17 protein-coding genes and 1 pseudogene are annotated in these 13,037 nt (G+C 69.3%); 17 read left to right on the forward strand and 1 reads right to left on the reverse strand.

The genetic code is table 11. The features are described 5' to 3' along the window. The first annotated feature begins 156 nt into the window (after positions 1-156). The 7 genes and pseudogenes from lepB (ABEB06_RS25025) to ABEB06_RS25055 all read left to right on the forward strand — a co-directional run bounded on the left by lepB (ABEB06_RS25025) (position 157) and on the right by ABEB06_RS25055 (position 5,572). Complete coding sequence (gene lepB, locus ABEB06_RS25025) at positions 157-1,083, forward strand: signal peptidase I (RefSeq protein WP_345699132.1); 927 nt, start codon at positions 157-159, stop codon at positions 1,081-1,083. Positions 1,084-1,317: 234 nt separating this feature from the next. Next, positions 1,318-2,064: a signal peptidase I gene (lepB, locus tag ABEB06_RS25030; protein WP_345699133.1), complete on the forward strand. Its 747-nt coding sequence runs from the start codon at positions 1,318-1,320 to the stop codon at positions 2,062-2,064. Positions 2,065-2,140: 76 nt separating this feature from the next. Beyond that, positions 2,141-2,584, forward strand: a complete 444-nt coding sequence (locus ABEB06_RS25035) for an NUDIX hydrolase (RefSeq protein ID WP_345699134.1) — start codon at positions 2,141-2,143, stop codon at positions 2,582-2,584. A gap of 57 nt (positions 2,585-2,641) precedes the next feature. Continuing rightward, positions 2,642-2,971: a DUF2469 domain-containing protein gene (locus ABEB06_RS25040; protein WP_345699135.1), complete on the forward strand. Its 330-nt coding sequence runs from the start codon at positions 2,642-2,644 to the stop codon at positions 2,969-2,971. A 205-nt stretch (positions 2,972-3,176) separates the two neighbouring features. Further along, positions 3,177-3,647, forward strand: coding sequence for a YraN family protein (locus tag ABEB06_RS25045; protein ID WP_425559691.1), 471 nt, complete (start codon positions 3,177-3,179; stop codon positions 3,645-3,647). 1 nt (position 3,648) lies between these two features. After that, a pseudogene (locus ABEB06_RS25050) lies at positions 3,649-3,900 on the forward strand (magnesium chelatase domain-containing protein); the annotation flags it as partial. A 40-nt stretch (positions 3,901-3,940) separates the two neighbouring features. Further along, the gene (locus ABEB06_RS25055) at positions 3,941-5,572 is read left to right on the forward strand and encodes a recombinase family protein (protein ID WP_345699137.1); all 1,632 of its coding nucleotides are present in this window, start codon (positions 3,941-3,943) and stop codon (positions 5,570-5,572) included. Between the two features lie 64 nt (positions 5,573-5,636). Here the strand turns inward: ABEB06_RS25055 and ABEB06_RS25060 are convergent, their stop codons facing one another. Beyond that, positions 5,637-6,299: a helix-turn-helix domain-containing protein gene (locus ABEB06_RS25060; protein WP_345699138.1), complete on the reverse strand. Its 663-nt coding sequence runs from the start codon at positions 6,297-6,299 to the stop codon at positions 5,637-5,639. 94 nt (positions 6,300-6,393) lie between these two features. Here ABEB06_RS25060 and ABEB06_RS25065 point away from each other — a divergent pair, with 94 nt between their 5' ends. The 10 genes from ABEB06_RS25065 (at position 6,394) to ABEB06_RS25110 (ending at position 13,014) form a co-directional block, all read left to right on the forward strand. Continuing rightward, a complete protein-coding gene (locus ABEB06_RS25065) occupies positions 6,394-6,618 on the forward strand; it encodes a helix-turn-helix transcriptional regulator (RefSeq protein ID WP_345699139.1) in 225 nt (74 codons plus the stop codon). After that, positions 6,615-6,818 carry a hypothetical protein gene (locus ABEB06_RS25070; protein ID WP_345699140.1) on the forward strand — a complete coding sequence of 68 codons (204 nt, stop codon included), beginning with the start codon at positions 6,615-6,617 and terminating at the stop codon, positions 6,816-6,818. The genes ABEB06_RS25065 and ABEB06_RS25070 overlap by 4 nt, the downstream gene beginning before the upstream one ends. 103 nt (positions 6,819-6,921) lie before the next feature. Further along, a complete protein-coding gene (locus ABEB06_RS25075; RefSeq protein ID WP_345699141.1) occupies positions 6,922-7,269 on the forward strand; it encodes a DUF6907 domain-containing protein in 348 nt (115 codons plus the stop codon). 128 nt (positions 7,270-7,397) lie between these two features. Further along, on the forward strand, positions 7,398-7,664 hold the full coding sequence (locus ABEB06_RS25080) for a hypothetical protein (protein WP_345699142.1): 267 nt from the start codon (positions 7,398-7,400) through the stop codon (positions 7,662-7,664). Next, positions 7,661-10,063: a DUF3987 domain-containing protein gene (locus ABEB06_RS25085; protein WP_345699143.1), complete on the forward strand. Its 2,403-nt coding sequence runs from the start codon at positions 7,661-7,663 to the stop codon at positions 10,061-10,063. Before ABEB06_RS25080 ends, ABEB06_RS25085 begins: the two co-directional genes overlap by 4 nt. A gap of 95 nt (positions 10,064-10,158) precedes the next feature. Then, positions 10,159-10,758: a GNAT family N-acetyltransferase gene (locus ABEB06_RS25090; protein WP_345699144.1), complete on the forward strand. Its 600-nt coding sequence runs from the start codon at positions 10,159-10,161 to the stop codon at positions 10,756-10,758. A 224-nt stretch (positions 10,759-10,982) separates the two neighbouring features. Beyond that, a complete protein-coding gene (locus ABEB06_RS25095; RefSeq protein WP_345699145.1) occupies positions 10,983-11,675 on the forward strand; it encodes a hypothetical protein in 693 nt (230 codons plus the stop codon). A gap of 19 nt (positions 11,676-11,694) precedes the next feature. Next, complete coding sequence (locus ABEB06_RS25100) at positions 11,695-12,186, forward strand: hypothetical protein (RefSeq protein WP_345699146.1); 492 nt, start codon at positions 11,695-11,697, stop codon at positions 12,184-12,186. 113 nt (positions 12,187-12,299) lie between these two features. Beyond that, on the forward strand, positions 12,300-12,689 hold the full coding sequence (locus ABEB06_RS25105; RefSeq protein ID WP_345699147.1) for a helix-turn-helix domain-containing protein: 390 nt from the start codon (positions 12,300-12,302) through the stop codon (positions 12,687-12,689). Continuing rightward, on the forward strand, positions 12,679-13,014 hold the full coding sequence (locus tag ABEB06_RS25110) for a hypothetical protein (protein WP_345699148.1): 336 nt from the start codon (positions 12,679-12,681) through the stop codon (positions 13,012-13,014). Before ABEB06_RS25105 ends, ABEB06_RS25110 begins: the two co-directional genes overlap by 11 nt. Positions 13,015-13,037 lie beyond the last annotated feature (23 nt).

Here is a 13,037-nt window from a genome sequence, read left to right on the forward strand (position 1 = left end):
TGAAGTGCCGAAGTGCTCGGATCGGCGCCGGTGTCGGGCGTGCCCATGACGGGCAGGTCTGAGGCGGGCCGAGGGCCGATCACGAAGTGCGGTGCCCGCTGTGCGGCACTGAGGAGCGCGGGCGCGCGGGCGTCCGCACAGCAGGGAGGAGATGTCGTGGGGGATCTGGTGATCGGTGCTCGTTCGGGCACCCCGGAGCCCGAAGGGGAGCATGTGAGCGGCCCCGGCGAGTCGGATGGCATGGAGGGCGACTCCTTGGACGGAACTGGCACGGGCGAGGACCGGGCCGAGACGGCGGAGGGCGGCGAGGAGGGCACCACCAGGCGTCCCAAGCAGCGGTCCTTCTGGAAGGAACTGCCGATCCTGATCGGCATCGCGCTGATCCTCGCCCTGGTGATCAAGACCTTCTTCGTCCAGGCGTTCTCCATCCCGTCGGGATCGATGGAGAACACCCTGCAGGTCGGTGACCGCGTCCTGGTGGACAAGCTCACCCCCTGGTTCGGCTCCGAGCCGGAGCGCGGTGAGGTCGTGGTCTTCCGTGACCCGGGCGGCTGGCTGAACGACGAGCCGGCCCAGCGGAGCGACAACGCCTTCGTCCGCGGTATCCAGGACGTCTTCAGCTTCATCGGCCTGATGCCCTCCAGCGACGAGAAGGACCTGATCAAGCGGGTCATCGCGGTCGGTGGCGACACCGTCGAGTGCCAGGGCACCGGGCCGGTCAAGGTGAACGGCGTTGCGCTCGACGAGCCGTACATCTACCCGGGCAACACCCCCTGCGGTGAGAAGCCCTTCGGGCCGGTGCACGTGCCGAAGGGCAGCATCTGGGTGATGGGCGACCACCGCGGCGACTCGCTGGACTCCCGTTTCCACCAGGACCAGCCGGGTGGCGGCACGGTGCCGGTGGACAACGTGGTCGGCCGGGCGTTCGTGGTCGCGTGGCCGATCAGTGACTGGGCGACGCTGCCGGTGCCGGCCACCTTCGACCAGAAGGGGCTCTCCGCCGCCGCGCCGTTCGCCCCTCCGCTGGCCGGGGCCGCCGCGGCAGTGCCCGCGGTCTGGCTGCTGCGCCGGCGCCGCCGCTGAGGTCGGCCCGGCACCGGGTCTCCGACCCGGTGCCGTCGGCGCGGATCCGGAGCCTGTTCCCGCCGCGGATCCGCTTCCGCTGATCTGCTGCGAAGGCTTGCGCGGGCCGTGGTACTCGTGAGTAATCTGCTCGCACGTGCCACGGCCCGCAGCTTTTGCTCCGGCAGGCTGCGACCGCCGGACACGTCGGCGTCTCCGTCCGGAGCGCCAACCGGTGAGGAGAGGGCCAAGGCGATGAGCAGTGTCGCGGAGCGGACCACGTCCGTCCGTCCGGCCGGCCGTACCCGCCGCAGCACGGCCTCGGTCGTCCAGGGCCTCGTGATCGCGCTCGGGTTCGTGATGATGGTCGGCGGATCCGCGCTGATCGCCGTCGACTACCGGCCCTACAAGATCCCGACCGCGTCGATGACGCCCACCCTGGCGATCGGCGACACCGTCCTCGCCCGGAAGGCCGACGGCGGGTCGGTCGGGCGCGGCGACATCGTGGTCTTCCAGGACGACAGCTGGGGCGCCGAGCCCATGGTCAAGCGCGTGGTCGCGGTCGGCGGCGACACCGTCGCCGGTGACGAGCGGGGGCGGCTGACCGTCAACGGCAAGCCCGTACGCGAGCCGTACCTCGAGGACAAGCCGATACTCTCGGTGGCCTTTTCTGTGGCCGTGCCCGAGGGGCGGCTCTTCCTGCTCGGCGACGACCGGACCAACTCGCTCGACTCGCGCAGCCACCTCGAACTGGCGGCGGGCACGGTGCCGGCCACCGGCGTCCAGGCCCGGGTGGAGGCCGTCCTCCTGCCGTTCTCCCGCGCGGGGACGCACAGCCGGACGACCGCGTTCGACGGGCTCGGTGGCGAGCCGGCGCACCAGTCGGGGCCGCTTGTGCCGGCCGCCTGGGCGGCGGCGGGCGGTGCGGCGACGGTGGTGCTGGCCTCCGCCGCAGGCGGCGTGGTCCAGCTGGTCCGGCGCCTCCGCGGGCGGAGGGCCTGACCCCGGGCCCACGCGGGCCCAGAGCTTCAGGACGGAGGTGATCCAGGTGGCGGTGGAACGGCGTCGGGCCGTGCGGGTGCTGCTGCTGGACGCGGCCGACCGGATCCTGCTGCTGCACGGCTTCGACCCGGCCGTCCCGGGCGTGACCTGGTGGATCACCCCGGGCGGCGGGATGGAGGCCGGCGAGGACGCGGTGGCGGCGGCCCGGCGCGAGCTGGCCGAGGAGACCGGGCTGACCGGGGTGGAGATCGGTCCACTGGTGGCGTACGGCATGACTGCTTTCTCCTTCCGAGGGCAGGAATTCGAGCAGGAACAGTGGTTCCACCTGGCCCGCACGGTGCGGACCGACGTGGAACCGACGGGAGGCGGCGCGGATGAACACGCCGTGCTGACGGCGGCTCGCTGGTGGACGGTGGACGATTTGCGGACCACCGGCGAAACCGTGTACCCGGCGGGGCTGGCCGATTTGGTCGAGCGCTTGCTCTCCGGAGGGCCGCCAGTACCGCCGGTCACGCTCTGAGCACGGTTGCGGTGGTCCACAATGGGGTGGACGTGACGAGTTGAGGGGACGCTTGGAATGAGTGCCGAAGACCTCGAGAAGTACGAGACCGAGATGGAGCTCAAGCTCTATCGGGAGTACCGGGACGTCGTCGGCCTGTTCAAGTACGTGATCGAGACGGAACGACGCTTCTATCTCACGAACGACTACGACCTGCAGGTGCACTCGGTGCAGGGCGAGGTGTTCTTCGAGGTGTCGATGGCGGACGCCTGGGTCTGGGACATGTACCGGCCGGCCCGGTTCGTTCGGAAGGTCCGGGTGCTGACCTTCAAGGACGTCAACATCGAGGAGCTCGCCAAGAGCGACCTGGAGCTTCCGTCGGACGACTCGGCCTTCGGCAACAACTGACCGGGGCGGCGACCCGAAGCGGCGGCAACCCGGGACGGGGGTGCCCGGGCCACGAGACTGAACGACCCCCACTGCCCCTGTCCAGAGGCGAGCCGGATTCTCACCCCCGCGGGTGACCCCGGTTGTCCACAACCCCGAGTTGTCCACAGGAATCCGGTGGACACTGGCTTGCCTGCCGCGACCACGGCAACCTCCCGACCCGGAGGTGACAGCCGTGCAGAGTTCCAACAACGGCCTCGGTCGCTACGGCGAAGAGGTGGCCGCCCGACGACTCACCGAGGGCGGCCTGCGCATCCTGGAGCGCAACTGGCGGTGCCCGGACGGAGAGCTCGACATCGTCGCGCTGGACGGGGACACGATCGCGGTCTGCGAGGTGAAGACCCGCTCCGAGCGGGGCTTCCAACAGCCCAGCGAAGGCATCGACGAGACCAAGGCCGACCGTCTGCGCCGCCTCGCCGAGCGCTGGCTGGCGGAGCGCTGGCCGGTCCACTTCTCCCGTCTCGCGCACGTCGTCGAGCAGACGTCAGGTCGCGGTGCTCCGGGCGAGCCGCCCGTCGACGGGACCGCGGGGGACCCGGCACCCCCACCGCCGGGCGGCGTCCGGATCGACCTGGTCGCCGTCGTCAACCGGGTCAAGGGCGCAGCCGAGGTCGAGCACCTGCGCGGGGCGGTGTGACATGGCCTTCGCCCGTACCTGCTCGGTCGCCCTGCTCGGCGTCGACGGTGTCGTCGTCGAGGTCCAGGCCGACCTGGAGCCCGGCATCGCCGCATTCAGCCTGGTCGGCCTGGCGGACAAGGCACTCTTGGAGGCCCGCGACCGGGTGCGGGCCGCCGTGGTCAACAGCGGCGAGAAATGGCCGCAGCGCAAGCTCACGGTCGGGCTCACCCCGGCCTCGGTCCCGAAGAGCGGAAGCGGGTACGACCTGTCAAGCATTCATCTTGGGCGCCTTTAAGAGTACGCTGGGCGACATGACCGACACAGCCGAGACCGCCCCGGTCCGGGCGGCAATCTACTGCCGACTCAGCAGCGACCCCACCGGCAGGGCCGCCAACGTGCAGCGACAAGAGGCCGACTGCCGGGCCCTGGCCAAGGAACTCGGCTGGACCGTCGTCGACGTTCAGATCGACAACGACATCTCGGCGTACGCCGGCAAGCCGCGCCCCGGCTACCGGGAGCTCCTCCACGGCATCCGCACCGGCCAGATCGACGCGGTACTTGCCTGGCACACCGACCGGCTGTACCGACGCCTCCCAGACCTGGAGGACCTCGTCAAGGCCGTCCAGGAACGCAACGTCATGATCCGCACCTGCAAGGCCGGCATCATCGACCTCTCTACCGCGTCCGGCATCATGACCGCCGAGATCCAGGCATCCGTCAGCAAGCACGAGGTTGCCCACCTCATCGAACGAGTGAAGGCCGCCAAGGACGCGGCGGCCGCGAAGGGCGCCTACAGGGGCGGACCGCGCCCGTTCGGTTACGAGGCCGACGGGCGGGCCCCCCGCGGCTTCGTATGCCCCTCCTGCGGCTCCCGCGAGGGCTTCGGGAACGACCGCACCTGCCAGGGGTGTGGCACGCGCTCGATCAACGAGCCGGGCAGTGAAGCGTGGTACACCGAGCAGGCCACACTCGCGATTGTGGACGGAGAGTCCCTGCGATCCATCTGCCGCACCTGGGCGGAGGCCGGAGTGCGCACCGTGCCGCGACGCTTCCGGCAGGAAGACGGCACCCGCGGTGAACCGGAGAGCCGTGAGTGGAAGCCCGAGGAGCTGCGCAAGCTTCTCCTCCGTCCGCGCAACGCCGGCCTCCTGGAAGTGAGTGCCATCGGGCTGGACGGCAAAAGGCGCTCCGAGATTGCAGGTCAGGCTGACTGGCCTCCGATCGTGGACGAGGAGACGTGGCGGGCCTGCAAGGCGGTGTTGGAGAACCCTGCCCGGCGCACCACCACAGGGAACGGCCGCGTGTGGCTCCTCAGCCGCCTTGCCCACTGCTGGTGCGGCGCACCGGTCCGGGGCGGCTCCAAGGGCGTCGGGGGCAACACCAAGGCCCAGAAGCTCGGTCGGGCCTCCCTGCCGGCCTACCGGTGCACGGAAGGGCCGAGCCACGTCATCAGAGACGCCCATCGGCTCGACGAGTTCATCACCGACCTGGTGGTGGAACGCCTGTCGCGCCCGGATGCCGCCGAGCTGCACCTCAAGCCGGTCGATGCCGCGGAGCCGCACACGGACCTCGCTCGAAAGGCGGGGATCCTGCGGACCAAGCTGGACACGATCGCCGCCGACTTCGCGGAGGACCTGATCACCCGGCAGCAGATGCTCGACATGACCGCGATCACCCGGCAGCGGCTCAACGCCGTGACGGCTCAGATGGGCGGCCGGGCGTCGACGAGTGTCCTCGCCTCGCTGCCGCTTGGGGATGGTGCCGCGATGGGGGAGCTCTGGCCGACGCTGCATCTCGATCGGCGGCGCCAGGTGGTCGAGGCGGTAGTGTCGATCGTGATCAACAAGTCGCGGCGCGGCCGGCCGAAGGGGTACCGCCCGGGAATCGACACGAGCTACTTCGACGCGTCCACGATCGACGTGACGTGGAAGCCGCCTGCCTAGGCCAGGCACAGATAGGACGAAGGCTCGGCGGAGGCACTCCTCCCGCCGAGCCTTCGTCTTTGCGTCAGCCTTCGTCGGCTTCAAGGTCGAGCTCCATGCGTAGAAGTTCGGCCTCCAGCTGCCGCATTCGGAGCTTTGCTGCCTTGAGCTCCTTGGTAGCGGACGTCTTGTCCTTGGCGTTGGCTGCGATCACAAGGTGATCGATCGCGTCGCTGACCTGCCGAGCTGCGCGTGTGGCCGGGTGGCGTGCCGCACGGCGTCGCTGTGGCGGGTGTGTCAGCGCTTCGAATTCCTCTCGCTGCCGCCAGTACTCGGCTTCCTTGTCGTCATCGTCCTCGACGACATGCATCTCGCTCTCCGTGCCGAAGGAAGAGGCGGGCGCGCGGCCCTCCACCCACAGCCAAGCAACACGCGTCGAGGTCTCGAAGTTCTCTGCCAGCTTCACCTGTGCATCGCTCCAGTCGGCTGGCAACAACAGCGCGGCCGGCGACACGTTCAGCGCGAGGGCAAGGGCGACCAGGTCGTCGGTATCGACTCGACGCTCGCCCTTCTCGACGCGGGTAATCCCGGTGGCAGGCACCGGCTGGCCCAGGCTCTTAAGCGAGGCAGCGAGCTGAGTCGTAGATAGTCCGCGGGCCTTACGGAGCCTCAACAGGTTCGCTGCTACCTGCCGGCTGGTTGGCCCCCAGCCCTGCCGGGACGCATCACCGGGAGTATTCGCTGTCATTTTCGCAGCATCCCATGCGAGACCTTGCAGGCGCTACTGACAGTCCCGTACTCTCTAGCTATCGCAGTAATCGCTGCGATTCTTGGAGGTGTCCATGTCTGTGCACGCAGTGCGCGCACTCGATCCCGACGAACTGTTGACGCCGGCAGAAGTGGCGAGGATCACCAAGCTGACCGTCTCCACCCTGAAGGACAAGAGGTGGCGTGGGACGGGGCCCCGCTTCACGAAGCTGTCGCCCGGCAAGGGTGGGCGCGTCCGCTACCGCCGACGAGACGTAGACGCATGGATGGCTGGCAATTGCTTGGCGAGCGCGGCATGAGCGACGCCTACAAGCCGAGCGACCCGCCAACGTACGCCGACCTGCAGATCGCCAAGGCGGAAGAAGCCGGCGACATCGCCCGGGTCGAGTACTGGAAGCACATCAAGGCGAAGGTCGACACCGCCCCGCCGTTCGGCCCCCAGCAGCGGGCCCTGCTCCGCTCGATCTTCACCGCGATGCCGAGCCGCCACACCGCCTGACCCGGCAAAGCGAAAGGCCCCGACCAATGGGGTCGAGGCCAAGCCCGCAGTCCGGCCGGCCCTAGGAAAGCGAACCGGACTCACGATTACTCCAGGGGAGATCATGACACACCGACAGGGCAGAGTCGACCGCAACCACCCCGGCAGCTGCGCGGAGCTTGGCGGCCGGTGCACCGGGCAGGGCCCGCACTTCGACCACTTCGGGCCGATGTTCGAGGTCGCCGCCCCGCACCACACCGACGGCGAGCCGCTCCTCGACGCCAGGTTGGCGATCTTCGACAGCGGCCCCGGCTACGAGCCCACGCCCCCGGTCATCTCTGTCGGCTGGCACGGCGCCGGCACCGAACTCAGCGCCGCCGAAGCCATCGCGTTCGCCGCCGACCTTGAGCAGTACGCGCTCCACCTCTGCCAGTTGGCCCGCCAGCTGCAGCGCATTCACGACCAGGCCTGACCACCCCGCCGGGGCAGGACCCTCCACCTGCCCCGGCCCCGACCAACGCCAGGAGCTCTCACGTGAGCTACACGCAGAACACCCGCCGGGTCCTGACCGGCGGGTGCTCGAAATCCCTTGGAGGGGTTATGACCAGCGTACCGAGCGAGGCCAACAAGAGCCACGTCCCCGGAAGCTGGCCGCGCGGCTGCAAGCGCACCCCGGTCGGTGACGAAGCGTGGATGCGCTACGAAGCCGAACGCGCCAGCCGTGAAGTCTTCCTCGGTGTCGTCCGTGCCGACCTCGAACAGCAGCCCAGCCCCCGCGCCGTCCGCGCCGCCGGTCGCCGCTGGTGCACCGCCATCGTCGCGCTCGCCGACGACGTCGCCAAGCAGAAGCAGGAGGGCGGCCGGTGAGCGCATCCCGGGAGCAGCTCGAAGGCGCCCTCCGAAGCCACGGCATCCCCTACAAGCCGACCCGGACCGGGCTGACCTTCCAGTGCACCGTCCACGACGACCACCACCCGTCGGTGGACGCCAAGCACAACGGCCGTGACCGCATGCTCGTGCTCTGCCGAGTCTGCGGCCCCGCGGCAACCCCCGACATCATCAGCCGGATCGGACTGGGCATGCCCGACCTGTACGACGAGAAGCCGACCCGATCCCTCCCCGTCCAGCGCCCGCGCCAGGCCCGCCCCGTCAAGGTCGCCGAGTACCCGTACCCGGACGAGAACGGCGTGGTCCTCATGACCCAGCAGCGGTGGGAGCCGGGCTGGAACGGCAAGGCCAAGTCCTTCTCGACGGTGGACGCCAACGGCAACAAGGGCGTGGAGGGCATCCGCCGTGTCCCGTACAACCTCCCGCGGATCCTCGCGGAGGCTCGCGCCGGTGGCCTCGTCGCGATCGCGGAGGGCGAGAAGAACGTCGACTCCATCCTGCGGGCCGGCGGGGTCGCCACGTGCAACCTCGGCGGGAGCGGCGGCGAGTGGACCGACGAGTTCAGCTCGTTCCTGGTCGGCTGCTCCGAGGTCGTCGTCATTGCGGACAAGGACGCCGCCGGGCGGAAGCATGCCGCCAAGATCATGGCCTCACTCCGCCGAGTTGGGGTGCCGGCCCGCGCCGTCGAAGCGGCGGTGGGCAACGATGCCACCGATCACCTCGACGCGGGCAAGTCTTTCGCGGACTTCATCCCGGTGGACCTGGGCGACTCCGATAGCACCGCAAAGAGTGACGAATCGGTCAGCAGTGCGGGGATCGCCGCCAATTCTGGGAATTCTGGGACGTCATCGGGGGCGCCTGGATGGGAGAACCCTGTCCCGGTTGACCGAGTCCCGCTGTTGCCGTTCCCGACTCAGCGCCTGGGGTCGCTCGGCAAGTACGTCGAGGCTGCCGCTGAGTGCTTGCAGGTCCCTGTCGACCTGGTCGCGTTCGCCACCCTGGCGACCATCTCCACGGCGACCGGGGGGCGTCGCAAGGTGCTCGTCAAGCAGCGGTGGACGGAGATCACCGCGTTGTGGATGGCGGGCTTCGCGGAGTCGTCCGCCCGAAAGACGCCTGCCTTGGATGCGGCAGCCGGTCCACTTCGGGACATCGAGACGGAGCTGATCGACGGCGCCACCAACCACGTGGAGGCTGCCGCGCAGGAGATCCGGATCCTGACTGCCCAGATGAAGAAGGCCGAGGAGCGCATCGCCGATGGTGGGAAACCGCGCCGTGGCGGAAGCGGACCGAACCCGACCGTCGAAGAGCTCAAGGCCGAGGCCGAGTCGTACCGCATGCGGTTGGCCGAGCTCGGCGATGGTCCGAAGGTCCCGCAGATCCTTGTACGTGACGCCACTCTGGAGGCCATCGGCAGGGTCATGGGAGACCAGAACGGCAGGATCGGAACGCTCGCGTCCGAGGGCGGCCTCTTCAAGGTGGCGGCCGGCATGTACTCGAAGAACGGTCAGGCCAACACGGACCTCCTCTTGGAGGCGTACAGCGGCGGCCCCTACACCATCGACCGCGTGTCCCGGGCTGGCCATCGCATGCCGTCGACCTTCTTGTCACTCGGCCTGATCGTGCAGCCGGGCATCGTCGCCGGCATCGAGCGCAAGAACCCGGAGTTCAGGCAGAACGGCATGCTCGGCAGGTTCCTGTTCTGCATGCCGCAGGACGTCGACGAAGACAGCTTCGACACTCCGGACATCCCTGAGCACCTGGAGGCGGAGTACCAAGCGCGCCTCCGTGCAGTGGTTACGAAGGTCTGGAACACGCCGAGCGTCGTCACGATGCAGCTGGACGACGAAGCCCGAGCCGTGTTCGCGGCCTTCTACAACGACTTCGGGCGCCGCCGGAAGCCTGGAGGCGACCTGCACTCCATCGCCGACTGGGCCGGCAAGTTCCGGGGCAACGTCATTCGCATCGCGGCCTGCCTGACCCTCTACGAGGACCCGACGGCCACCGCGATCAACGCGCAGACCATCACGGACTGCATCGCACTGACGGACTACTTCGTCGCCCACGCCAAGGCCGTCTTCGACCTGATGGGCGAGGACCCGGAGAGCAACGTCACCCCGATGCGAGATGTCCTCGCGTGGCTCCGCGGCCGCACAGACCCGCTGGCCGACGCCTCGATTCGCGACGTCTGGCAGGGGGTCAAGGGCCGCAGTTGGGCGCGGGACGCCGAAAAGGTGCATGCAGTAATAGAGGAATTGTCCGATTTGGGATGGATTGATATTTATCCTCCCGATCCTGAGCTGGCCCATCGGCGAGGCAGGAAGCCATCCCCGACCTTCGCGGTCCACCCCTTGGTCGCCGTCAAGCCCAAGCGCTGACCGCAGGCAACCACGTCCCACAATTCCCAGATTTCGAGGTGGCTCCGGAGCGAACCGGTCCGGAGCCGCCCAAACCAGACACTTCAGGAGATCACATGCTCGACGCGATACGAATCACCCGGTACGTCCCCGAGTCCGCAGCCGAGACCGCCGGTCTCATCGCGATGTACGAGGCGTACCTGAGAGAGGAGCTCGACCGGACCCATGACTTCGCCGACGGGTACCCCGCAGCGGCCTACCTGAACACCTTCCTCGTCCACGACGGCGCGGCCCTGATCGGGTTCTGCTCCATCGACACCGTCCACCGAGCCATCGAGCTCATCTACATCACTCCGGAGTTCCGGCGGCGAGGGATAGCCAGCAACCTGGTCAAGATGCTCAAGGCGAGCTGCCCTGCTCCGATGCGCGCAAAGGCCCCGCTCTCGCCTCTGGGCCAGCTCCTCATGGACGCCACCGCCGTCCCAGCGACTGACCCCCCTCCGGAGGATGTTCGCCGGGGCGAGGAAGAACGTCGGATTTTGCACCGGGCGCTCAGCGAGGCGTGCCAACACCGACGGGGGAACCCAGGCAGGGCGTGCGGACGCTGCCAGCGGGCCTGTGTCGCCCAGATGGCGAAGCGCATGGTCCTCAGCTACGTCCTGCTGAAACGGCTCGACCAGCGTGTGGCGACCGACCAGGTGAGGGAGGCGGCATGACTTCCCCCGACCCACCCCTCCACCAAATCGACCTCGCAGCCCTCGCCGGCGACCGCGTACGACGGCAGATCGCCGACGCAGCCGCGAGGCGAAACCGCCGCAAAGCCACCCGACTCCGGCTCGCAGCCGCCAGAACCGTCGGCCTCGCAACCCGCCACCAGGACCGCCTCGATCACCTGACCAACACCACCACCGCCCCCAGCGCAACCTGAACGGAGACCCCCATGACCCAGCCCGCCATCCGCCCCCACGTCGTCGCCCAACTCATCGGCCTCGTCGAAACCATCACCACCACCAACACCGGCATCACCCACCGAGACGGCAGCCCCCTCACCCCCGCCGAAGACCAGCTCCTCCACGACGCCACCCCCGCCGAACTCCACGCCGGCCGCGACTACCACAAGCGCGCCGCCCAGCACCTCCAGGACCAGGTCACCGCCATGACCCGCATCCAGGCCATCACCGCCCCGTACGCCGCCGCCAGCCCGGCCGGCACCCCGCTCAAGGCACTCCTCGACATGGCCACCCCCGAGGAGCAAGTCGAACTGCAGATCCTCATGAATGCCGTCGCCCCCGACGGAACAATCCTCACCCGCAAGCTCCGCCCCGACCTCGGCATCGGCGTCAACAGCGCCGCCGACCCCGACGGCACCTGCGGCCTCTGCGACAAGCCCGTGCTCGGCGAGTTCGACGACGACCACCGCGTCGTGGCCGTCGTCATCAACCCCGACACCCCGACCGAAGCCCGCATCTGCGAGTCCTGCACCGAGGACCACGACCCCTCGCTCTGGCACCTCGCCGAAGGCGTCGACGAGATCCTCACCGGCCTCCTGTGGGTGACGGCCGACGAACGGGCCGACGTTGCGCAGGACGTCGCCGACCTCATCACCCGCATCGCCAACAGCCTGCAGAACTAACCAACCGAAGGAGCACCCTGTGCAGCTCAACCTCCACACCGTCGGCGTCAACCCCGCCGGCCGCGGCACCGTCATGTACCAGATCCCCGCCGACCGCGAACTCCTCGCCCCCAAGATCCGCAAAGCCCTCGACGCGTGCCTCACCGCCGAAGCCACCGCCCAGACCATCAACCGCAAGACCAGCAGCACCCGCGACCAGAAGATCGCCGCCGCCGAAACCGTCACCGACACCTGGAACAACCTCGTCGACACCGCCGCCGGCACCTCCGCCACGACCGCCGCCCACCACCGCGACGAGTACGGCATCGCCGCCGCCCGCTACGAACGCGCCCGCCAGCAGATGCTCTCCGCGCTCCACGACGCCGGCGTCCACGCGAACCTGCACCGGGTTGCCACCTCGTACCCGTCCGCCATCGGCGTTGACAAGGCCCTCAACGACCCGCTGTTCGGTCACGTGATGGCCCTCGCCTCCCAGGTCGAGACGCTCCAGCTCCGCGCCCTCGACGCGTAACCACCCCGCCCGCGGCCGGGCCCCCTCCACCCGGCCGCCCGCCCAGGAACTCAGCCAACTTGGCTGAATTTCAGGCCATCAGCCCACGCCGGCCACCTCCAGGAGGGACACCCATGCCCGGCAACCCCGGCCAACACAGCCGCCAACTCCAACAAGCCCGCGCCCTCGAACTCCGCCGGCAAGGCCTCGGCGTACGAGACATCGCCGTGGACCTTGGAGTGGGACGATCCACAGCCGCCCGCCGCCTCCGCGACGCCCTCCAAGACCTCGGCGCCGAAACCAGCGAGCAGCTCCGCGCCACCGTCGAACACCGTCTCGACGGCGTCCTCCAGCGCCTCAACCGGCTCCGGTTTCAGGCGCAGGCCGACGGCAACACCGCCCTGGAGTTGAAGATCCTCACCGCGATCCTCGCCTGCGAGCGCGACCGCGTACGGCTACTCGGCCTCGCCGTTCCCTCCGCCGTCGTCATCCAGGTCGAACAGGGAGACCCGCATGCCGCTTGACCTCCGCCCCCGCACCGCGGCGTTCTGCCGCTGGCACGGCGAGCTGTGCCGGATGGGCACCCTCTGGCCCGTCGACCCGCCCGAACCCAACCCCCAGGACCAGGCCCTCTGGCAGCTCGTCAGGCAGGCCCGCGGCGAACCCGAACCCGACAGGGAGAAGGCCCGCACCGCCTGGTACCTGGACCGGCACGAGCCCGTCAGCCCGAAGCGCGAGAAGGCCCGCAGTGCCGAGCTGCAGCAGCTCCTGGTCGAGGTAGAGGCCCGGAACGCGGAGCGCCTGGCCGAGGTTGCCCGCCGCTACGAGGGGGCCCATCGTGCCCGTTGACCTCCGACCCCGCGGTGGCGGCC

This window comes from Kitasatospora terrestris (genome assembly GCF_039542905.1).
Classification (GTDB): domain Bacteria; phylum Actinomycetota; class Actinomycetes; order Streptomycetales; family Streptomycetaceae; genus Kitasatospora; species Kitasatospora terrestris.